The following is a 23,958-nucleotide window of genomic DNA, read 5'->3' on the forward strand; positions in this document are numbered from 1 at the left end:
TTGTGATTATCCTAAGCTATTAGAATATGCAATTACTAAGATTCCTCCAATCATACAAGCCAAACTTATATACAAAAAGTTTTTTGCTTTGGATGATGCATTGACCCATTCTTTGGTAATAATTCCACTTACAATAGCTGTTACCACACAAGCTGTATTGAAAATAGCATATCCTACACTTCCCCCTAATTCTTTCCCTAATTTAAAAGCTGCATATGCAAATGCCGAAGAAGCAGCAAAGTTGAAAACTCCCATGATAGAAGTTAATAAAATGTTTTTTCCTAAATGAGGTGATTTGAATTTACCCCATAATTTTTTAGCCGTTAATTGTTGAATAAAATAAATAGCAATAGCAACTCCTCCTGCCATGTAAATAACATACATTACCGCAATAGCACTTACCCAAGCTGGATTTCCTTGTGCCTGAGAAGCCTCGTCAATAACACTTGCTCCAAAAGAATTAGCAAAACTAAATCCTGTAGCCAACAAACCACCAATGACTGCTATTAAAATTCCTGCAACTACAGATCCTTTTTTAGAAACCGAATCGTCTTTTGCTTCATCTTTTTGGCGAGTAATTCCTGCTTTTGCATTCGAAATCACACCAATCAAAACAATAAACAACCCACCTAGAATGGTTAAAAACACATTGGTTTCTGGTAAATCTCCCACAAAGAAAGGTATCAAAGATCCCACCAAAATAATGGTACCAATAAAAATAGAGAAACCTAAAGACAAGCCAATATAGTTAATTGCTTTCCCCCACATCATGGCTCCAATACCCCATAAAATACTAGAAACAACCATTCCGACAAGAACTGTACTAGGGATAGCCGCTAATACATCAGCAAAACCATCAATTAACAAAAATGCAGCAATATTAGGGACTACAAATGTGTTGATTGCAAAAAACAAACTCCAAGTGTTTTCAAACTCAAAACCTTTGGTAAACTTTTCTGGTAAGGCATACAAACCAAGCATTAAACCTGCGATGACTGCCCAAATTACTCCTTCAATCATTATTTAATTATTTTTTAAGTTAGTAAAATTGACTACCATCCAAATTTAAAGATGGTTGTGCTTTTAAATTCTTCTCCTGCTTTGGTTATTGATTTTGGAGAGTTTTCAATATTTGGTCCATTTGGATATCTGTGTGTTTCACAACAAAAACCTTTATATTTACCGTATTGCTCTCCACTTTCTCTTTTCAAAGCATCTGAAGTATATTTACCTGTATACAACAACATACAAGGTTCTGTAGTAAACACATCCAAACTACGACCATTAGCTTCAGAAATAATTGATGCTGTAAGTCTCAAGTCCCCTGCTGTGTTATCAAAAATGTAGAAATGTTCAAAACCATCGTTCATTAATTGGTGTACATCACCTATGCGTTTCCCTCCTCTTAAATCGTCTACTTTTCCTTCTAAATGTTCAACTTCTCCAGTAGCAGCTCCTGTAGCATCCGTCACTAACCTTTTATCTGTATGTACTTTTGTTATGTGATTTTCTACTGTTTCTGTAAACCCTAACAAATTAAAGTATGTATGATTAGTTAAAGACAAGGGAGTGTCTGCATCGGGTGTAGCATTATAATTGATAGATAATTCATTTTCATCATTTAAAATAAATACAACTTTTACAGCTACGTTTCCAGGAAACCCCTCTTCCATATCTTTGCTAACCAAAGACATTTCTATACCATTTTCTAAAATAGAAACAGACCAAACTTTTTTATCGAAACCAACAATCCCACCATGTAAATTATTATCTCCACAATTGGCCGCTACGTTGTAAGTTTTACCGTTCAAATCAAAAGAAGCATTTTTAATTTGTGAACAGTACCTACCTATCGTTCCTCCAAAATAAGGAGCATTGTTTTTGTATTCTTCAGAAAAATAACCTCCTAAGGAATCAAATCCACAAGCAATATTTTCAATGATTCCTTTAGAATTTGGAACTTTGATAGCAGTAATAGTAGCACCATAATTTGTGATATTTACTTCAATTCCATTCGCATTTTTTAGCGTATACAAAGTAATTTCTTGATTCTCAATATTTCCAAAATTTGATTGTTCTATTTTCATATCTGTTTTTATTTTTCTTCGTATTGTGCTAATTTTTCCCAGTTAAAAACAACCCCTACACCTGGATAATCTGGAGCTACTGCTCTATAATTCTCTACCACCAAAGGTCTAGTTGTATATTCATCAATTGGGAAACTGTGCACTTCTAACCAACCTGAATTAGGTTGTGCAGAGACCAAACTAACGTGTAATTCTTGCATACCGTGAGAACAAGCTGGAATTCCATGCTTATCTGCCAATCTAGCAGCAGCTAACCATCCTGTTACCCCTCCACAGTTTGAGGCATCTGGCTGTACAAAAGATAATTTTGCTTGATCAAAAGCATATTCAAATTCATGAATAGTGTGTAAGTTTTCACCCATGGCTAATGGAAACCCTGTAGCATCTACTATTTCACCAAATCCTTTGTAATTGTCTGGAATAATTGGTTCTTCAAACCAAGTAATATTTTGATCTTTAAACCCTTCTATAGCTTTGATGGCTTTTTCTACCGTCATAGAGTAGTTGGCATCTACCATAAAAGTAACATCTGGACCAATGTACTCACGTACGGCTTTGATACGCTCTAAATCCTCTTCTAAGTTTTCACGACCAATTTTAATTTTCACAGCATTGAAACCTCTTGCTAAATAACCTTTCATGTTATCTAATAACTTTTCAATAGGGAACATCAAATCAATTCCACCGCAGTAAGCTTTACAAGTATTTCCTGCTCCACCAGCCATTTTCCACAATGGTTGTCCCGCTTTTTTACAACGGATGTCCCAAAGTGCAATATCTACAGCAGAAATAGCAAAAGAAGCAATTCCGCCACGACCAACATAATGCACATGCCACTCTAAAAAGTCGTAAATACCTTCAATATCAACTCCATCCTTACCTATTAATGCTTCTGTAAAATCATGTTCTACCATCGCTTTGATTGCAAAACCTCCTTTACCTCCTGTATACGTATACCCTGTACCTTCGCTACCATCTTCTAAAGTAACCGTAACTGTTACCAATTCAAAATGATAATGATCTCCATGTTTTGCATCTGACATTACTTCTGGTAATGGCACCGTAAACAATTGTGTTTTTATGTTTGAAATTTTTGTACTCATCTTATCTGTTTTAAGAAAGAGCAAAAGCTGTCGGGAAAACTATAAACCAAAAAATAGAAAACCAACAGCCAAATATGCTCTCAAACTAATTATGCTTTGTGTCTGATGTAGAAAGTTTTCTTTTCTAAATATTGTTCAAAACCATATTTACCATCTTCTCCACCTGAACCAGATTTTTTATATCCGTTGTGGAATCCTTGATGTTGTTCTCCGTGACCTCTATTTACATAAACTTCACCGTATTCTAACTCATCGTTACATTTCATAATCGTATTCATATCATTTGTAAATACCATTACTGCTAAGCCATACTCACTATCGTTTGCATAGCCAATAACCTCATCAAAAGAACTAAACTTTAATACAGGTAAAATTGGTCCAAAAGCCTCTTCATGAACAATCGTCATGTCTTGAGTTACGTTTGTTAAAACTGTTGGCTCAAACCAATATCCTTTTTCAAACCCTATACCTTCTGGTTTCTTACCTCCAGTAGCAAGAGTTGCTCCTTCTTTTAAACTTACAGCTACTAAATGTTCCATGTGCTTTAATTCAGCCGCATTTACTTTAGGTCCCATATCTGTTTCTTCTAACATTGGATCTCCAACTTTAAGTGCTTTTGTTGCTGCTATAAACTTCTCCATAAACACATCATGGATACTTTCATGCAAATACATGCGTTCGTTACAAGTACAAACTTGTCCACAGTTGTCAAAACGAGAATGCAAAGCTGCCTCAACAGCTGCATCAATATCAGCATCTGCAAAAACAATAAAAGGTGCTTTACCTCCTAATTCTAACTGTACGTGTGTCATGTTTTCTGCAGCAGCACGAGCAATAGATTGTCCTACTGGTGTAGAACCAGTCATGGTTACCATTTTAGTAATAGGACTTTCTACCAAAGCATTCCCCATTGCTCTACCTGGTCCTGTTAAAATATTGATAACACCTGCAGGAATCCCCACTTTGTTTGCCAAATTTCCTAACTCTAAAGTTGCCAATGGAGTTTCTGACGTAGGCTTAATTACAATGGTATTTCCTGCTACTAAAGCTGGTCCTAATTTACGACCTGCCAATGCCAACGGAAAGTTCCATGCAGTAATAGCAACCACAACTCCTCTCGGTACTTTTTGAATCCATATTTGCTCATTTGGATTGTCTGAAGGAATAATATCTCCTTCAATTCTTCGAGCACCCTCACAAGCATATCTAATAAAAGAAGCAGTAACGGCAACTTCAAAACGAGCTACCTTTAATAACTTCCCTTGTTCTTTTGTCAATAATTCAGCTAAATATTCTGTATTAGCTTCAATTTCATCAGCCAATTTGTACAACATATCCGCACGCTCACGTGGTGGTAATTTTTTCCACTCTTTTTGTGCTTTATCAGCAGCTTCCAAAGCTTCCAAAGCTTCTTCTGTAGTACCATTTTGTACTTTAGCTGTTACTTCTTCTGTAGATGGATTTATAATATCTATAGTTTCTCCTGAAGTTGATGTTTTCCACTCTCCGTTAATAAATAACTGATACTCTTTTACCTGTGACATAATTTTATTTTTTAGTTAGTTATAGATTATCTTCCCATCCATCCACCGTCAACTAACATAATAGTTCCGTGCATGTATGATGCTGCTTCTGATGCTAAAAATACCGTTGGCCCTGCAAAATCTGTTGCTTCACCCCACCTTCCTGCTGGAATACGAGACAAAATAGATTCTGACCTTGCGGCATCATTTCTTAAAGCTTCTGTGTTATCTGTAGCAATGTATCCTGGTGCAATTGCATTTACATTTACACCTTTGCTTGCCCACTCATTTGCAAAAGCCATGGTTAATTGGCCTACTGCTCCTTTACTCGCAGCATACCCAGGAACTGTAATTCCACCTTGGAACGTTAACAATGATGCTGTAAAAATGATTTTCCCAAACCCTCTTGCAACCATTTCCTTTCCAATTTCTCTAGTCAAAATAAATTGAGCATTTTGATTTACTTCAATTACTTTATCCCACATTTCATCTGGGTGTTCTGCTGCAGGAGTACGTAAAATAGTACCTGCATTGTTTACCAAAATATCAATTTGTGGATGGTCTTTTTTTACAGCTGCAATAAATGCATACAATGATTTTCTATCAGAAAAATCACATTGGTAAGCGCTAAAAGATTTACCTGTAGCTTCTACTGCTTTTGAAACTTTGCTATCGCTTAATTCTAAAGAAGCAGAAACTCCAATAATATTTGCTCCAGCCTCAGCCAAACCAACTGCCATTGCCATTCCAATTCCTCTTTTACAACCTGTTACTAAAGCTGTTTTTCCTTCTAAACTAAATGTATTTAAGATACTCATGTTGTTATTTTTTATACTTTTTATTTTAATTCTACAATTGTTGATATAGGCACTGTTGCTCCTAAATTTGCACTTCTTTTACTTGGTAAAGCGTTTGCAACAACCAATTTGTACTTCCCTTTTATCCAAACTTTTTTACCCTCTTGATTGATTTGATACAAATCTTTAGGTTCTAATTCAAATGATACTGTTTCTGATGATTGTGATTTCACTTTTAACCTCTTAAATCTTAACAACCTGTATTTTGGCAAATCGTTTTTATTTTCAACAGGAACCAAGTACAGTTGCGCAACGTCATCGCTGTCCATTTTTCCTTTATTAACCAAAGTACAAGAAACTTTAAGCTTGTCTTTTTTACCGATTTTAGCATTAGAAACTTTGATGTTTTTATAAGTAAAATTTGTGTAAGACAATCCAAAACCAAAAGGAAACAAAGGTTCTTTTTCCATGTATTTATAAGTTCTTCCTTTCATACTGTAATCTTCAAAAGCAGGCAATTGCTCTATCGATTTAGGAAAGGTAATCGGCAAGTGACCCGATGGAGATTCATCTCCGAACAAAACATCTGCAACAGCATGACCACCTTGTTCTCCAGGATACCACATCAACACAATAGCATCTGCCAAGTCGTACAACTCCCCCAAAGAAACAGCACTACCCGAAGCAACTACTAAAATTAAAGGCCCTTTTTTCTTAGCAGCCATTTCTTTTACATAATCAATTTGATTTTGCGGTAATTTTAAATCTTTTTTATCCCCTTTGTTTGGAGAAGCAATGGCATCAACCTCTTCCCCTTCAAAATCTGCAGACAATCCAACCACTGCAATTACTGCATCAGCCGTTTTTGCAACATTTGGAGCCCAATTTTTCGGATTTACATTTTTTGTAAATGGCAAAGCTCCCATTCTATAATTTAAAGAAGTTCCTAAAGAAACCTTTTCCGAAATTCCTTCCAAAACAGACACCAAATTGGTTGTCATTCCGTAATAACTTCCTAAGAGCACATCGTTAGAAGCTGCGAAAGGACCTGTTACGTAAGGCACTTTAATATCTTTACTTAATGGCAAAGTATTGTTATCATTTTTTAACAACACAATAGACTTTAATGCTGTTTTTCTTGCCAAAGCAATGTGCTTATCTGAGTGAATTTCTTTTGGAGAAATAGCATTGTAAGGATTGTCTTGTACAGGATCAAACAAGCCTAATTTAAAACGAGTCATCAACAACTCTTTCAATCTTTTGTCTACCGTTTTTTCTGTTGTCAATCCCTCTTTGATTGCTTTTTCAAGAGCACCGTACACGTAACCACAATTCAAATTTAAACCCATTTCTAAAGCCAACGCTGCAGCTTCTGTTTGAGTTTTCACAACTTTATGACCTTTGTAAATATCTCCCAAAGCACCACAATCTGAAACTATATATCCATTGAACCTCCATTCATCTCTCAAAAGATCCTTCAATAAAAATTTACTACTACCAGCAGGAGAACCATACACCGCATTGTAAGCTGACATAACTCCCTCTACATTTCCTTCTTTCACCAAAGCTTCAAAAGCAGGTAAATATGTTTCGTACAAATCTTTTTTTGATGGAGAAGCATTGAAATGATGTCTCAATTCTTCGGGTCCAGAATGCACTGCATAGTGTTTTGCACAAGCAGCACTTTTTAGATACTTCTGATGATTTCCTTGCAAACCTTTTACAAAAGCAACTCCCATTTTAGATGTTAAATAAGGATCTTCTCCATAAGTTTCCTGCCCTCTTCCCCATCTTGGATCTCTAAAAATATTAACGTTAGGAGTCCAAAATGTCAAACCAGCATACTGACCTCTATTTCCAATAGATTGAGAAATATTAAACTTTGCTCTTGCTTCATCTGATATTGCATTGGCTACTTCTTGCGCTAATTCGGTATCAAACGTGGCTGCCAAACCAATAGCTTGTGGAAAAACAGTTGCTTTTCCATTTCTTGCAATTCCGTGCAAAGCTTCATTCCACCAATTGTACTCTGGCACCTCCAAACGATCAACTTCAGGAGAATCACTCACCAATTGTGAGATTTTCTCCTGTAAAGTCATTTGTTCAACCAAATAATTGATTCTCTTTTCAAAAGACAATGATGTATCCAACCATTTTTTATCAGAAGTTTGACCAAAAATGAAGGTTGGAATAGCAATCAATGCAACTATTATTTTTTTAACCATTGTACAGTGTATGTTTTTTACAATTGACAATCCATCAAGACTTTTAATCCATCAGGATTGTTGTCTATGTTTTCAAAAACTGTTTGAATATTGCTTAATGGTTGTACATCTGTAATCATTTGCTCAAATGGCAATTCGTTCTCAGTAATCAATCTGATTGATTTTTCGTAGTCTTCTTTTTCGTAAACTCTAGCTCCAATCAACTTTAATTCTTTCCAGAAAAACTTAAATAAGTCTACTTCTTTTTTTACTCCATGAATAGCTACCATTACAATTCTACCACGAATTCCAGCTACTTCACACATAATATCTAAGGCAGGTTGCACTCCGGCTACTTCAAAAACCACATCAGCTCTTTTGTCTTCTGTTTTGCTTTTAACATATTCTACCAAATCCAATTCTATTGGACTTACTGCATCAAAACCTAATTCTTTTGCCTTTGCAATACGCTTAGGATTTACTTCAGAAATAATTACTTGTGCTCCAACTTCTTTTGCTACCATTGCAACCAATAATCCTATTGGACCACCTCCTAAAACTACTGCTGTTTCTCCAGCAACCAATCCACTCAAACGAACATCATGAGCCGCTACAGATAAAGGCTCTATCAATGCTGCTAATTTTAAATCAGTCTCAGCTCTTAATTTGTGTAAAATAAAAGTAGGCACATTCCAATATTGTTGCATTGCTCCTTCACTATCGATTCCAACAAATTTCAATTCTTCACAAATATGATTAAAACCTTTGTCTGATGCTTTTACTTTTCTATCATCTAAAGGACGAACCACAATTTTATCACCAACTACATAATCTGTCACCCCTTCTCCTACAGCATCAACTACACCAGACATTTCATGCCCAATTGTAACAGGAATACTTACACGCTTATCCATCATTCCGTGATAGATATGTACATCCGTACCACACACCCCAACATAAGCTACTTTGATTCTTACTTCACCTGCTTGAGGTTGTTCAATTTCTTTTTCAATTACAGTGAAGGTCTTATTACCTTCATAAATGGTTGCTTTCATCTTGATTTTCATTAAGTTTCAAATAAGAAACCAGTTCCTTATTTGAAACAAATATACAATAAATTGTAAATAATTAATTATTTAGATAAAAAAAACATCAAATATGAAATTATAAAAGACTATAATTATTACATAATCATTAGTGATAAACAAAAAAAAGCTTCTTAATAGTGAAAAATTCACAATTAAGAAGCTTAAAACTTATTTTAAGTATCTATCTAACTTATTCTACATAACCCAACTTCAAAGATATTTCTTTAGCATAACGAACAACCACCTTTCCTTTTTTATCAAAATCTTTAGAAGGCAAACGTCCATGTGGTGCTGTAATCCAAATAGCGGCTACCGGATAACCGTGTTCATTAAATATGGGTGCACCCACACAATTAATCCCTTGAATATCCTCTCCATGATCCACAGCGTATCCTATTTTTTTAACTTGTTTTAATTGTTCTTTAAAAACTTCTTTAGACACAATTGTATTTTCAGTATAACGCTTAAGTGTCTGTTTGTTTAAAATCGTGTTCATTTCATTTTCTGGCATATAAGACAAAATGGATTTACCACCTACAGAACTATGCAAACTAAACTGTGTTCCTTGTTCTACAAATAATTTAACAGGATAAGAAGACGCAACTTGTTCCAAAATAGTTCCGTTGTGCCCAATAAGCACACCTAACATAACAGACTCTTTTAGTTCATCTCTTAAAGCTCTCATTACATCAATAGAAACTTCTACAATACTTTGTTCATTTATTGCTGACAAACCTAATGTTAGCATTTTTCTGGACAATGTTATTTTTTTTGTTGTTTCATTTTTTTGTAAATAATTTTTGAATATCAATGTATTGATAATTCTAAAAGCAGATGTTTTGGTAATGGACAACTCTTCAATTATTTCTGCAAGTGTTAGACCTCCTTTACAAGTTGCCAACAATTCAATAATCATCAAACCTCTTTCTAAATTTGGAACATTGTAATTTGGTTTCCCATCAGCCCTTTCTTCTAAACCCATATTTTGTTTTTGTATGTGCCACAAAAATAAGATTATTTGACATACAGCACATGTATTGATTTCAATACAATAAAAAATCTTTACACTCTAAAAACTTCTAAACAATACATAGACTATTGAACTTCTATAACACTTTCAAGAAAAAAACACGCAAAACGAACTATTCTCTTTTATTTTCTCTTACAACAACAACAGCAGACGCTACTTTTTTAATGACACCAACATATTAAAGTTTCTACAGACACGACAGATTATGAATACGAACTAACAAATTAAAAAAACAGTAAAAATAAATAATATTCAAAAATCATAAAAAAGACAGCCATAAACCTTTAAATACGCAATAAAAACATAAATAAACTTCTGAAAAATGAATAATTAAAATAGAAATTGAACCTAACAAACTAGACAAAAACTAAACATCTAAAAAAATAAACTCAACAACAGAAAACAATAAATAAAACAAACACAGGAGTACACAGCGAAAAAAGAAGCAAATTACGCTCTTTAAAAACTTCACAATGTTGCCTATCTAGGCAAATCAATCTAGACATCCTTTTTTGTTTCTATATTGTAATACTAACATTTACAATAAAAAAAATAAAATTTGATGAAGAATTTTACACTTTTAACACTTTTCATATTTAGTATTTTATCAAGCTTTAAAAGTTACAGTCAAGAAACTCCAGATTTATTATATAACAAAGCTTTAAAGTACAAATACGTAAAACCTCAGCTATCTATCTCCTATCTAAACAAAAGCTACAATGCTTCTATGAAGGAAAAAGACACCCTAAATGCCATCAAAAGCCTAATGACATTATCTACTGTTTACAGCCATAACGTGAATTATGGAAAAGCCTACGATGGTTTTTGGACAGCTTTATTATTGGCCGAAAAAATAAAAAATAGACTTTACAAAGGTAGAATTCATCAGGAATTAGGTTGGCTGTATAGTTTTTATAACAGAGACAAAGAAGCACTAAAACACTTTAACCTATCTCTACACACAAACAAAACGCTATATCAAGAAAAAATAGTTCCTATAGATTATTTGTCTAGTGATTATTTTGCCTTTACCAATTTTTATAGAATAAGAGGAAATAAAGAAATGTATAAAAAATACTTAGATAGTTGTATTCAAACCAAAAAACTACACCCCACTTTTTCAGAAAATTATTATTTAGATGCTGAGCTAGCACATCAACTAGCTAATGAAAAAAAATACGATCAAGCTCTAAATAAGTTTAAAGAAGTAAAAGCGCATTTTGAAGAAAAAGATCCATCTTATTTAGTAATCGTAAACTACCTAATCGGTGATGTTTACAAAAAAATGGGATTGTATCAAAAAAGTGAAAAAGCCTTTTTAGAATCATTACAAGATTCTGAAAACTACCACAGTCACACCAATTACAAAATTATGAGTTGTGATGCTTTGGTAGAACTTTACAACATTCAAAATAAATGTGACAAAGCTTTTGAATATTTACAAAAATCCAAAACTCTAAACGATAGTGTTTTTGGTAGTAAAAGCAAAAGCAACCAACACTTATTTAACTTAAAAGATACGTACCGAATTACCAAAGAAAAGCAAGAACAACAACAAAAAGAACACCGTTTAAAGCAACTAGAGCAAGAAGATTATATCTGGTTTTTAAAATATGTAATTCTAATCACATCTATTATTTTCATTCTCATATTTGGTTACTTGTTTATCCGAAACCTAAGAAACAAACATAAAAATGAGAAAAAGCTAATTTTTGAACGTCAGCAACTAGAATTGAAAAGACAAAATCAGATTCTAGAGCTAAAAAACAAAGAATTAACAACTTCTGCACTACAACTGATTGAAAAAGAAGAATTTTTAGCAAACTTAAAAGACAAGTTATCCAAACAAACTACAGACAACATAGACATAAGAGTTATCAACCGAATGGTAAAATCCATCCAAGGAAACCCAACAAACAACTGGAAAGAGTTTGAAGCTCGCTTTACACAGATCAATCAGAGTTTTTACCAAAACTTAAACAATAAATTCCCCTCTCTAGGACAAACTGATCTAAAAATATGCGCTCTTATTAAGCTAAATTTTTCTAGCAAGGAAATGTCTTCATTGTTAGGTATCTCTATAGAGAGTGTTCATACATCAAGATATCGATTGAGAAAAAAACTGGGATTAGAAAGAAACGAAAGTTTGACAGAATTTATAAACTCCATATAAAAGACGTTTTTTTTATACAAAATTCATAAAATAAACCCAAACAACAAACACATACCTCAAACACTACAAAACATACATATAACAAATGTTTAGACTATATCTAGTCAAATTTGCCCTAATGTTTAGTCAAAACCATCCATTGTTTAGGGATGGTCTAGTCTAAAAAACAACTTTCTCTATCTATTTCATGCAATTTAGCCCCAAGTAATAAATTAAAATTTATCATATGAAAGTTCATTTACGCTCTCGTGGCAAAAAAAGCAAGCTATACATAATAGCGTGTATGTTATTGTGTTGCATTGGTATTGTTCACGCTCAACAAAAAACAACCATTAAAGGGATTATTACTGGAGATGGTCAACCTTTGCTTGGAGCAAACATACTAGTTCAAGGAACAAACAACGGAACCATGTCCGATTTTGATGGAAACTATGAGTTGAGTGCTCCTCCAGGCAAAAAAATTGAGATTTCTTTTCTTGGTTTTGTAACTAAAATAATAAATATGCCTACCAATAGCCAAACACTCAATGTTTCTCTTGAAAAAGATGCTACTCAACTTGAAGAAGTTCTTGTAGTAGGTTATGGATCTCAAAAAAAGAAAGAAGTAACAGGAGCTGTTGCAAAAGTAGATACCGAAATTATTTCTAAAACACCAACGTCTGATATCGGTAATGCTATTCAAGGACAAATTGCAGGAGTGGATGTACAAACAAGTGGTGGATCTCCTGGTTCTGCAGCAAATATTCAAATTAGAGGTTTAGGATCTATCAGTCCAAACGCACTAGGTCCATTGTATGTTGTAGATGGAATTCCTTATCAAAGCAATCCAAATATTGCACCAGAACAGATTCAATCTATAGACATTTTAAAAGACGGAGCTTCTGCTGCAATCTATGGTACAAGAGCCTCTAACGGGGTTATCCTAATCACCACTAAAAAAGGAGAAGAAGGACAAATGAAAATAGATTTTAGCACGTATACGGGTATTCAAAATATTACTTCTGGAACTCCATTGATGAATACGCAACAACAGATGTATGAGAATCAAAAAGCAAGTGAAGCCAAAGGAATCAACTCTCCTCTTTTGTATTTAAACGCACAAGCTCTAAACAACAACTCTGATTTTGTTGGCGATGTTCAGAACGACAACGCAGTAATGAGCAATTACAATTTGAATATTTCTGGTGGAACAAAAAACCTAACATTGAGTTTAAATAGCAACTATTTTACACAAGATGGAGTACTTATCAACTCGGGTTTTAATAGACTTTCTAACAGAATTACAGGTCAGTTTAAAAAAGGAAAGTTCAAGGCATTTGCAACCATCAACTTTAAACAAGAAAACAAACAAATAGAACCTTGGGGATTGTATGAATACGCTATTGCACAAGGACCTTATCAAGCAAGTCTTGGTTCTTTAAATGCACAAGGAACAGAAGTTCAAATACCTGTAGCAAATGCAATTCAATACAGTTATTTATCACAACTATTAAAAAACGAAAACAATTCTAAAACACTTGCAACCAATATTGCTGTTAATTTAGAATATGAAATTTTAAAAGGACTTAAGTACAAAATCAACTTAGGAAGTAATAATTCTAACTACAGACAAACATTTTACAAACCTCAATATATTGTATACGATTTGACTGGAAACATGAACCCTGGAGCTTCACATCCAAACGCTTTTCTGAATGAAAACTATAATTGGGGAAAAAGAGAAACTATTGAAAACATCTTAAATTACTCTAAGAGTTTTGGAAAACACAACCTTAATTTATTAGGAGTTATCTCTTATGAAAAATACAACTACAAACAAGTTGGTGTAGGTGTTATGTATAGTGCTGATGCAAATGAAGCTCTAAAAACATTGGGTTCAGGATCAGAAGCAATTACTCCTACAAGTCTAAACAACGCCAATACACTTACAGGTAAATTGGCTAGAGTACAATACAATTACGATGGTAAATATTTGTTTTCTGCAAGTATTAGGAGAGACGGTTCTTCTAATTTTTCTTCAAAAAACAGGTACGGAACCTTTCCTGCCGTTTCTGCTGGATGGAATTTAGATAAAGAAGATTTTTTCAAAAACTTAAACCTAAAAGCTATTTCTGGATTAAAGTTTAGAGCAAGTTGGGCAGAAGTTGGAAATCAAAGCATTGGGTCTTACTCTTTTACACCAACTATTGAAAGTGGTGTCAACTATCTTTTCAACACAGGAGCCAATGAAACCTTAAACAATGGATTTATTCAAAGAAGATATGTAGACCCAAACATCAAATGGGAAACTACCATCTCTAAAAACTTTGGTGTTGATTTAGATTTATTTGCAAACCGATTGAACATCAACCTAGACCTTTACGAAAACGACAAGAAAGACATGTTGTTGCAAGAAAGCCTTCCTCCTTCATCAGGAACTTACCAACCAAGAACCAATGGAGTATACAATGTTCGTGTAACCAACGCAGGAAGCATGAGTAACAAAGGAGTTGAATTGGCAATTAAATATAGAGATGAAACCAATTTTGGATTGAAATACACCTTAAGCGGTACATTTACCAAAAACGTAAACACGGTTACTAATTTAAATGGTGTAGACAGAGGATATGCAAACGGGAGACCTGTACTTTCTAGAGGTACCAATGTTGATTATACAACTTACTTAGCAGAAGGATACAGAGCAGGATCTTTCTTTTTGGTACAACATGATGGAATCATCAAAACACAAAGTCAGTTAGATGCTTACAAATTGATTGACAACAGTGCTCAATTGGGAGACATGATGTACAAAGACATAAACGATGATCAAAAAATTGATGACAATGACCGTGTTTATTCTGGTTCTGGACAAGCTAAGTTCAACATTGGTTTCAACATCAATTTAGATTACAAAAATTTTGATTTATCAGCACAAACCTATTTTTCATCTGGAGCAAAAGTTTACAACGGATCAAAATTATATGCTTATCAAGCAGGAAGACATTTAGACTTGTACAACATGTGGACTCCACAAAACCCAGACTCTAACGTACCTACAGACAGACAAAATGCATTTGCCAATAGCATTAGAGCTAGATCTGATTACTTTTTAGAAGATGGGACATACTTTAGAATTAGAAACTTATCCCTAGGATATACGTTGCCTAAAATAGAAGCTATAAAACTTGAAAGAGCTAGAATATACTTAACAGCGGTAAATCCATTTACGTTTACAAAATACACAGGATACAACCCTGATATTGGTGGAGATGGAATATTCACTCGTGGTGTAGATGTTGGAAACTACCCTTTTTCTAGACAATTTATGCTAGGAGCTCAATTAAATTTCTAACAACATTAAAAAACTTTAAGATCATGAAGTACATAAAAAACATATTACTACTAACCTCAACCTTGCTATTTGTAGCTTGTGATGAAAGTAGTTTTTTAGAAGAAATAAACCCTAATGCCACTACATCGGCAATATTTTGGGAAACAGAAAATCAATTCAACAGTGGTTTGACCACAGTATATGGTGCCTTGCAATTCCAAAACGTAAGCGGTAGCGGACTACAATACGAAATGGTAAGAGCGGATTTAGGAGGAACTGAATCTTGGTACGCTCCCAATACTTTTAGAAATTTAACCTACACAGATGGTACCTTTTATGTAACCGACAAATGGAATGAATTGTATGTTGGAATTTTTAGAGCCAATCAGGTTATAGAAAACATCAATACTGTTGACCCAACTGTTTTTACTGAAAACTCCAAAAACGAAATTGAAGCACAAGCTAGATTTCTAAGAGCTTATTTTTATTTTGAATTGGTAAACACTTACGGAGGAGCTGTAATGCAGACTAAAATTGCAGAAACAACAGAAGATTTAAAACAACCATTTTCTTCTATTGAAGAAGTGAACAATGCCATTATTATTCCAGATCTAGACTTTGCTAAAGAAAACTTACCTCTAGAATGGACCTCAAGTGATGATCTTGGTAGAGTTACCCAAGGTTCTGCAAAAAGCTTATTAGGTAAAGTATACCTTTATGATAAAAAATGGTCAGAAGCTGCTGATTTATTTAAAGAAGTTATAGACTCTAATGTTTACACATTGGTTCCTGATATCTTAGACAACTTTACCGATCAAAATGAATTCAACTCAGAATCTATTTTTGAAGTAAATTTCTCTAGCACCATTGCTGCTGGTGTAAACGGTAATATTGTTGATAATAGTACAACCGAAACTGGTGCAGAAGCTAGTGCTTTGGCTAGACCTTTGGCTCAATTAAATTTTGGAGGATACAATACAGTTTTACCTTCGTATTATTTGCATGAGTTATTTGTATATGATGAGGTAGATTCTACAAATCCAGTCAACGACGGAAATACACAATCTAAAAGAATGGGAGCAAGCATTGTTCCTAAAAACGGAGATGGTGAATATTACAATTTGCCTATCGGTCAAAAAGCAGGATGGGCATACGGTCAAAGTTCTTATGTAAAAAAATACACCAACTGGTACAACCAAGAAAGTGAAGACGTAAATAGTAGATCTGGTATCAATTACAGAGCTATTCGTTTGGCAGATGTCTACCTAATGTATGCTGAAGCTGTATTGATGGATACTGGAGATTTTAACACTGCAATCACATACATAGACAAAGTAAGAGCTAGAGCCGGTGTTAAAACGTTACAAGAATATATGAATGAAAACGTAGGACAATTTCCTCAGTTACATATAAGCAAACAAGTACACACAGTGCAACCTTTGGTAACCCCTAGTATTGAAACTGTTTTAACTCACATCCAAAGAGTAGAAAGACCTCTTGAACTTTGTTTTGAAGGACAACGTTGGAAAGATTTGGTAAGATGGGGAATTGTAGAACAAGTATTTACAGAGCTTAGAGCCGACGAAGTTTGGAGACAAAACAACTTAGACGTAACAGGAGAAGGGGAAGCTCCAATATACATTAACGAAAGAATAAGACCTGATTTTATTATTGCTAGTTCGGTTTACAATTCTGCTCAACACGATTATTTCCCTGTACCAACTTTAGAAGTGCAGGCTAATAATAATTTAAATTAACAGTACAAAAAATTTAAAATTATGAATTCAAAAAATATATACAAATTGTTATTCATGCTCGCTTTTGTTTTTTCTGCGTGTAGTGATGATCAAAAAAGCGATTTGATTACGGCAAATGATCGAGAAGTCATGACCAATCAGATGGACTTTGATAACAAAGTAGAAGTTAATAACTCTATCACATTTGGAGATGTTTCTTCTGGTGTTGAATCTAGAATCTGGACTTTTCCAGAAGGAGTTGTAGATATTGTAGATGCTGATAATGATATTACTTCTTCAAAAAACATACTAGAAGCCATCTTTAAAGAACCAGGATTACACGATGTTTCATTACATCAAGTTTTTAAAGGAGATGCTTATGATGGTACTACGTTAAAAGGAAACGTATTAGACACCATTATTGTTATCAATGTTTTAGAAGAAGTTGCAGTTACTTTAGAAGGATACAAATTAAATTCTGACGGATCTTTAGGTGATGCTTTAGTAATGAAAGACGAAGCTTTTAACGAAATTACATCTAGTTCTTCAGTACGTTTTATATACACTACTGTAGGAGAACCTGAAGAATATACTTGGGATTTAGACAACGGAGGAGTTGTGGTAAATACAGATGAGACTAATAAAACTTCTGATGTAAAATACTCTAAAATGGGAGACTACAATCTGTCTTTTGGAGCATCTAGAGCAAGACCAGCAGGAGGAAACATGGTGTCTTATACCGGTTTGATTAGAGTTGTTCCTTCTACCGACCCAGTTACATTAGATAATATTTACAATAACGAAGGGAAAATCGTCCTAAACTTTAGTAGAGAAATGGATGCTAGTACACTAAATGCAAGCAGTTTTTCAGTGAACATTACAACTTTAGCAGGTGCAAATATTACTCCACCTATAAAATCTGTAACATTAGATGCAACAGAAAAAAACATTGCAATTATAGAACTTGATGGAGAAACTTTATATACTGATGACCAAGCCACAATTAGCTATAGTAAAGGAAATTTGGCAACGCTAGATGGTGTAGAAGCAGAAGCTTTTAACAACACAACTATTACTACTGAATATCCTAACATTCTAGAATCATTAGCTTACGATTCTAATTTTGAAGACAGTACCAATGCTAATTGGAAATATTTAGAATGGGGAGCTCCATGGGATGAATACACATTAAACATTAATAGTGACCAAGCACACTCTGGTTCTAAAAGTGCTCATATAGTCATGAATGCTAATGGAGGAATGATTGTTGGGAACTTTAACAATGCTGGTACTGCAAACACCTTTCCTGTTGAAGCAGGAGTAACTTATGAAGTAGGAGTTTGGATGTACTTAGATCAAATAGGTACTACCACCAACTTAACACCAGACATCAGATTCTTTAGCGTACCTAATACAGATTGGGGGGTAGCTTCCGTACATCTTTTTGATTCTGAATACCCGTTAAATGAATGGGTATACAAAAAAATTACTGTAAAATATGCAACCGCTGCTGATAACAAATTCTCAATACGAGGATACAATCAAGACAATGATACAACCACCTCTTTCTATATGGATGATATTGTGGTAAGAAAAGTAAATCCTAGACCTTAACTACAGTAGTTAAAAACACACAAAACGGTTGATACTTTTTCAGCTGATAATTTAAAAAGGCTTGAGAACATTCTCAAGCCTTTTTTACGTCTACATCCGTTTTACAGGCTATAAAACCTCAATACAAATAGCAACAAACACTCTTTATATTCATACAGATCTTACCATTATAAATAAAGCTTACCATCTTGCTTATTCTAGTATTTTTAAAGATTACCCACTCCATCAAACAACAAACAACAAACAAAACCTCAAAATTTTAAGGAAATTCAGCCTGCTTTAAAGAGGTATCCAAAAGGAAAAAATGTACAGGTTGACAACCTTTTATTGTAGAACTTCTGCAGAATGGGTTGTTGAATATTTAGACAAAAAATAGAGTTGATTTATTAAACATCAGCAATTCTAACACTCCAAAAGCATTCAAAATAGTTAAATCTAAATAACACATTCTATACTATTTGTACTACAAATAAAAAAAAGGATTGACCATAAATAATCAATCCCTTTTTTAAAATTTTAAATACTGTTACAAAACCACAAATTTTGAACTTCCATAATTTTTTTCTTCTTTTTCTAAAACAAGAACATACACACCTTTTTGAAAATCTCCAACTTTTATTTCATTCTCAATGTTCGTCATTGAATATTCATTTATTAGTTTCCCTAAAACATTATAAACCCTAACAGTTGAATTCAACATTTTTTCTGAAATCATAATTGATAAAACGTCCTCTACAGGATTCGGATAAATATCAAAGTTTTTATCTATCATAAAAGACTCTTCATACACTCCTTGACAACTTTTTTCTGTAGAAACTTTTAAATGATTATTCCCTTTTGCTAGTTCTAATTTGATATTATTAGAAGATGTCTCTAATTTTTCTCCATTTAAAAACACAAAATAGCTTCTTCCTCCCGATAAATTCAAATTTACCAAGTTGTTAATTTCATCCTTTTGAGCCAAAACATCTAATGATTTTGGCTCATTAATTACAACCTGAAATTCTGCTTTGTAACCTGGAGAATCTGCTATTGAAATAAGAACTTGATACGTTCCCGCTTTTAACCGATCTATATTTAATAAGTTGGTAAAATTAAAGCTTTTGCTAAAATCCTCTCCAGTAACAACAGCGCTGTAATCCATAGTTGCTAAAGTGGCAATCTGAATTTTTCCGCTATTTTCTCCAATACAATTAGCTTCAAAACTTTTAATCTCGTAATTATCAAAGGATAATTTAGAAGGATCTACTTCTCTAATGTTGCTACTAAAATTAAAAACTTGTAAAACCACACTACTTACATGTCCTCCAGAATCTGGAAACTCAATAGCTACAGCATTGTTTGTTTTTAACAAATCATAAGCTACTGGAATTTCTAAGGTTCCAAAAAAACGTTCTTTATCTGCTTGATCATACCCTCTCCAATCTTGCGGAACAGCAATCTCCACTCCGTTCACAGTTACTTTAGGTATTAAAACTTTTCCGTGATCTCTACCAATACTTACTCTCAACACACCTTCTCCGTACGTTCTAGGTTTTGCAACATTATTGATAGCAAACGCAATCTGTGTCTCTGCTTCTATAGGTTTTAAATAGTTCTCAGAAAAATACTTAACCTCTTCAGAAGTTTCATCGATTATTACATCATTTGCAAACGTATATTCTAAAATCATTGTAGATTCTGCCCCTAACACTACACTAGAAATAGCAGATTGAACTGTTTCTTCTTCCAAAACAGGTTTCTCGCCTAAAAACGTCAAATGTTTTTTAACAATACTGACAACACTAGAAGTATGGTCGTCAAACATATTTAAATTGATATTCTTGGCATTGGACTCTAAATTATTCAAAATTAAATAACCTTTTTTACCATCTATATACGCATCCACCTGAATATCTAAATCATCTGATTTTGTATCTATTCTAGTCCCTTTAACATTTTTCCACAACTGATAAAACTTTACTCTTTCCGTATAAATCCAAGTTCCTGTATAACTTTCAGGTTCGTTTGTCTTGCGCATCAATCTTGCAGGATATGGATCATTTTTTGTAGTATTAAATCCCCATTCTGCTTTTACAACTGTAAATGGAATAGCAATCGCAATATCATTAGGTCTTTCCATAAAAGACATCATTAATGCGTTTTGAGATTTCAGAAACAACCAATCTCTATACGCATTCCACCCCTTACCGTTGTAATCGTGAGTCTGAGCACCATATTCAGAAATTACGTAAGGTTTTGTATGCCCTAATTTCAACATACTGTATTGATCGTTCATATCAAAAGTTGCTTCAACATTGCTACCAGAACGTAAATCTACTCTTCCTCCTATGGCAGGAAAATCATACAAATGCCAAGACCAAAAATCCATTTTTTCTCCAGCAACATCAATAAACAGTTTATCTCTATGAATCCATCTCTGAAAATCTCCCGTTTCAAAATCTGGAAAAGCAACCGTATAACCTCCAATTTTTAAATTTGGGTTCTGTACTCTGATTGCATCGGCTACTTCAACGTGAAAATCTGCAATTTCCTGCAAAGAATTCGTGTAATTCTTTTTACCTCCTAATGCCTCATATGCTGGTTCATTAATAACTTCTACCCAAGTTGGCTCAGGCAATCCGTTTCTACCATGAAACTCATTAAAATAACGTCCCATATATTCACCTGTTGCAGTAGCATTTGCCAGTTTCCAACCTTTGTTCGTTGTTTTTTGACTTTCTCCTGTCCAAAAAGGATGTAACTGAGCTGCCACCACTTGCTGTTTTCTTGAATCGTAAGCGTGTAAATGAGTTTTAGCTGCATAAGAGTTCCTAGAGTTTTTTCCTTTAGAAGCAATTTTAGTTGGGTCTGCAAAACCAAGCCTATTAGGATCTTCTTCCATATTGTTCAAGTTCCATGTAATCCCTCCTGTATCTCTTCCTAGATACACATCATAACCATTCAAAAAATCATTTCTTAAATCTGACGTAAAATTATCTCCATCCCATTCTCCTTCTGTTTGATTGGCATGAATTGTTATAAATTTAGACCTATCAAAGGTAGAAATCCCTCCTACAACGTGTTTTACGTTTACATTTATACTCACCGAAACTTCATTACTCTGACTATAAGAAAGGCAATTTATAAAGAATAGAAATCCAACAAATTTTTTCAAAATCGTATTGTTTTAAAATTAGACATTTCCTAAAAGTAGTAGTAATTTACACAAATGCATGTTCACACATATGGACTTAAACTATACAACAAGTACTTAATCCATTTGTTGCTACAACTTAGACATATCGTCTATTTCAATTTATCCCATTTACAAACAACCAACACCCAAATCTACTATTTCACAACAAAAACAACCATCTATTACCAAAAACATCATTAATCCCAAAAACTAATAGTGTTTTACAAAAAGTAAAGCTCCTTTTTTTATACTTTTGAAAAATATTCTCACCCACTTTATAGTTAATTTTTCTTCTATAAACTGAACAGTTATAAAAACAAACTATTATTTGCGATTTTACTTTCTTAATTTCACAGCCTACAAAATCTCAACAAGAACAATTTCTCTTTCAAATTCTCATAATTAAAGACCGAAAATGAAACTAAATCAATTTTTAAAAACATCTATATTGTTGATTGTAATAGCTTTCAATTCTCTATTGCTTGCCCAAAAACCAAAAGAAGTTAACAACAAAGAATGGAACCAAATTTTAAAAAATGCAGATCAAATAAAATTCATCAATCCTAAAAAATCTATTGAAGAGTATCAGAAATTTTATGAGTTGTCACTTCAAAAAAAAGATACAATAAAGGCTATTAAAGCTTTAATAGGAATTGGGTTTGTCTATAGCCATAACGTGAATTATTCTAAGTCTTACGATTATTATTGGAAAGCACTTTTACTAGCCGAAAACACTAATAAAGATGATTCTAAAAGTAAAATATATCAAGGTTTAGGTTGGCTGTATAGTTATTTTAACAAAGAAGAAGAGGCTTTAAAATACATCAACAAATCTTTAGAACTAAGCAAACAGTTAGTTGCAAAGAAAAAATTTCCCATTGCTAGAACATTTGGGGGATATTTTGCATTGACTAATTTTTATAGAAAAAACAACAACTACGAAATGTATCAAAAGTATTTAGATAGTTGTTTCCAAATTAAAAACCAAACGCAAGAAACTAAAATAAATTATTATTTAGAAACTGAACTTGGCTACAAATTAACGCATGAAAAAAAATATGCACAGGCTATTGAAAAATTAAAAAGGACAAAAAAATATTACGAAGAAAAAAACGATACCAGCGAAACTTATATTGTAATTGTAGATTATTTGTTGGGAGAAGTTTATCAGAAAACAGGAGACTATGACAAAAGTATTAATGCTTATCTAAACTCTTTAACCATTTCTAAAAAACTACACTGTCATGCAGATTATCGAATTATGAGTTGTGACGGTTTGGTGGAAGTTTACAAAAAGAAAGGAGACCACCTAAAAGCTTTTGAGTATTTAGAAAAATCTAAAGAAATGAATGAGCAAATCTTTAGTAGCAAAAGCGAAAGCAATAAAGATTTACTTGCTGTAAAAGATACTTATAGAATTACCAAAGAAAAACAAGAAAAATTAGAAGCCGAAAGAGAAATTAAAATATTAAAGCAAGAAGAATATATCTGGTTTTTAAAAAACATGCTACTTATTGTCTGCATTTTATTTTTATTAATTTTTGGTTTTGTCTTTATTAGAAACCTAAGAAGTAAACATAAAAATGAAAAGAAAATCATCAAAGAAAGACAAGAATTAGAATTGAAAAGAAAGAATGAAATCTTAGAATTAAAAAACAAAGAGTTAACAGCTTCCGCTCTTCAATTGATTGAAAAAGAAGAGTTCTTAAACAGTCTAAAAAACAAACTTTCAAAACAAAAAGACAATATTGATGTAAAAGTCATTAGCAGAATGGTGAATAATATACAAGGAAATCCGAACAGCAATTGGAAAGAATTTGAAGCTCGATTCACCAACATCAATCAAAGTTTTTACACCAATTTAAAGGCACAATTCCCTAAACTAAGTCAAACAGATCAAAAAATATGCGCGCTGATCAAGTTGAATTTCTCTAGTAAAGAAATGTCTTCATTGCTAGGAATATCGGCAGAAAGCGTACATACATCAAGATACAGATTGAGAAAAAAATTAGGTTTGACTAGAGATCAAAACCTAACGGATTTTATCAACACCATTTAAGCATCACAAAAAAGCTCAAGATTTCTCTTGAGCTTTTTTATAAAATATTTATTTCT

General features: G+C 33.3%; 14 protein-coding genes. 5 read left to right on the forward strand and 9 right to left on the reverse strand.

The genetic code is table 11. The features are described 5' to 3' along the window. Positions 1-6 precede the first annotated feature (6 nt). From Q4548_RS00145 to Q4548_RS00180, 8 genes are all read right to left on the reverse strand, one after another. Entirely contained in the window at positions 7-1,020 is a 1,014-nt protein-coding gene (locus tag Q4548_RS00145; protein ID WP_303449968.1) for an L-rhamnose/proton symporter RhaT, read from the reverse strand. A 32-nt stretch (positions 1,021-1,052) separates the two neighbouring features. Continuing rightward, the gene (locus tag Q4548_RS00150; RefSeq protein ID WP_303449970.1) at positions 1,053-2,087 is read right to left on the reverse strand and encodes an aldose epimerase family protein; all 1,035 of its coding nucleotides are present in this window, start codon (positions 2,085-2,087) and stop codon (positions 1,053-1,055) included. Positions 2,088-2,095: 8 nt separating this feature from the next. Then, the gene (locus Q4548_RS00155) at positions 2,096-3,190 is read right to left on the reverse strand and encodes a mandelate racemase/muconate lactonizing enzyme family protein (protein ID WP_303449972.1); all 1,095 of its coding nucleotides are present in this window, start codon (positions 3,188-3,190) and stop codon (positions 2,096-2,098) included. A gap of 89 nt (positions 3,191-3,279) precedes the next feature. After that, positions 3,280-4,734, reverse strand: coding sequence for an aldehyde dehydrogenase (aldA, locus tag Q4548_RS00160; RefSeq protein WP_303449975.1), 1,455 nt, complete (start codon positions 4,732-4,734; stop codon positions 3,280-3,282). Between the two features lie 26 nt (positions 4,735-4,760). Beyond that, complete coding sequence (locus Q4548_RS00165; RefSeq protein WP_303451537.1) at positions 4,761-5,525, reverse strand: SDR family oxidoreductase; 765 nt, start codon at positions 5,523-5,525, stop codon at positions 4,761-4,763. Positions 5,526-5,551: 26 nt separating this feature from the next. Then, positions 5,552-7,735, reverse strand: coding sequence for a glycoside hydrolase family 3 C-terminal domain-containing protein (locus tag Q4548_RS00170; RefSeq protein WP_303449977.1), 2,184 nt, complete (start codon positions 7,733-7,735; stop codon positions 5,552-5,554). A 17-nt stretch (positions 7,736-7,752) separates the two neighbouring features. Then, a complete protein-coding gene (locus tag Q4548_RS00175; protein ID WP_303449980.1) occupies positions 7,753-8,769 on the reverse strand; it encodes a zinc-binding dehydrogenase in 1,017 nt (338 codons plus the stop codon). Positions 8,770-8,992: 223 nt separating this feature from the next. Then, complete coding sequence (locus tag Q4548_RS00180; RefSeq protein WP_303449982.1) at positions 8,993-9,784, reverse strand: IclR family transcriptional regulator; 792 nt, start codon at positions 9,782-9,784, stop codon at positions 8,993-8,995. Positions 9,785-10,394: 610 nt separating this feature from the next. Between Q4548_RS00180 and Q4548_RS00185 the strand changes: the two genes are divergently transcribed. The 4 genes from Q4548_RS00185 (at position 10,395) to Q4548_RS00200 (ending at position 18,665) form a co-directional block, all read left to right on the forward strand. Continuing rightward, entirely contained in the window at positions 10,395-12,005 is a 1,611-nt protein-coding gene (locus tag Q4548_RS00185) for a hypothetical protein (protein WP_303449985.1), read from the forward strand. 283 nt (positions 12,006-12,288) lie between these two features. Next, complete coding sequence (locus tag Q4548_RS00190) at positions 12,289-15,336, forward strand: TonB-dependent receptor (protein ID WP_303449987.1); 3,048 nt, start codon at positions 12,289-12,291, stop codon at positions 15,334-15,336. A gap of 23 nt (positions 15,337-15,359) precedes the next feature. Then, positions 15,360-17,072, forward strand: a complete 1,713-nt coding sequence (locus Q4548_RS00195; protein ID WP_303449989.1) for a RagB/SusD family nutrient uptake outer membrane protein — start codon at positions 15,360-15,362, stop codon at positions 17,070-17,072. Positions 17,073-17,093: 21 nt separating this feature from the next. Continuing rightward, the gene (locus tag Q4548_RS00200; protein ID WP_303449992.1) at positions 17,094-18,665 is read left to right on the forward strand and encodes a hypothetical protein; all 1,572 of its coding nucleotides are present in this window, start codon (positions 17,094-17,096) and stop codon (positions 18,663-18,665) included. 526 nt (positions 18,666-19,191) lie between these two features. Here the strand turns inward: Q4548_RS00200 and Q4548_RS00205 are convergent. Continuing rightward, on the reverse strand, positions 19,192-21,822 hold the full coding sequence (locus tag Q4548_RS00205) for a T9SS type A sorting domain-containing protein (protein WP_303449993.1): 2,631 nt from the start codon (positions 21,820-21,822) through the stop codon (positions 19,192-19,194). Between the two features lie 436 nt (positions 21,823-22,258). On the opposite strand from Q4548_RS00205, the gene Q4548_RS00210 reads away from it, so the two are divergent. Next, complete coding sequence (locus Q4548_RS00210) at positions 22,259-23,902, forward strand: tetratricopeptide repeat protein (RefSeq protein ID WP_303449997.1); 1,644 nt, start codon at positions 22,259-22,261, stop codon at positions 23,900-23,902. Positions 23,903-23,958: the final 56 nt, after the last annotated feature.

Source organism: Wenyingzhuangia sp. 2_MG-2023, assembly GCF_030548295.1.
In the GTDB taxonomy this organism is placed as follows: domain Bacteria; phylum Bacteroidota; class Bacteroidia; order Flavobacteriales; family Flavobacteriaceae; genus Wenyingzhuangia.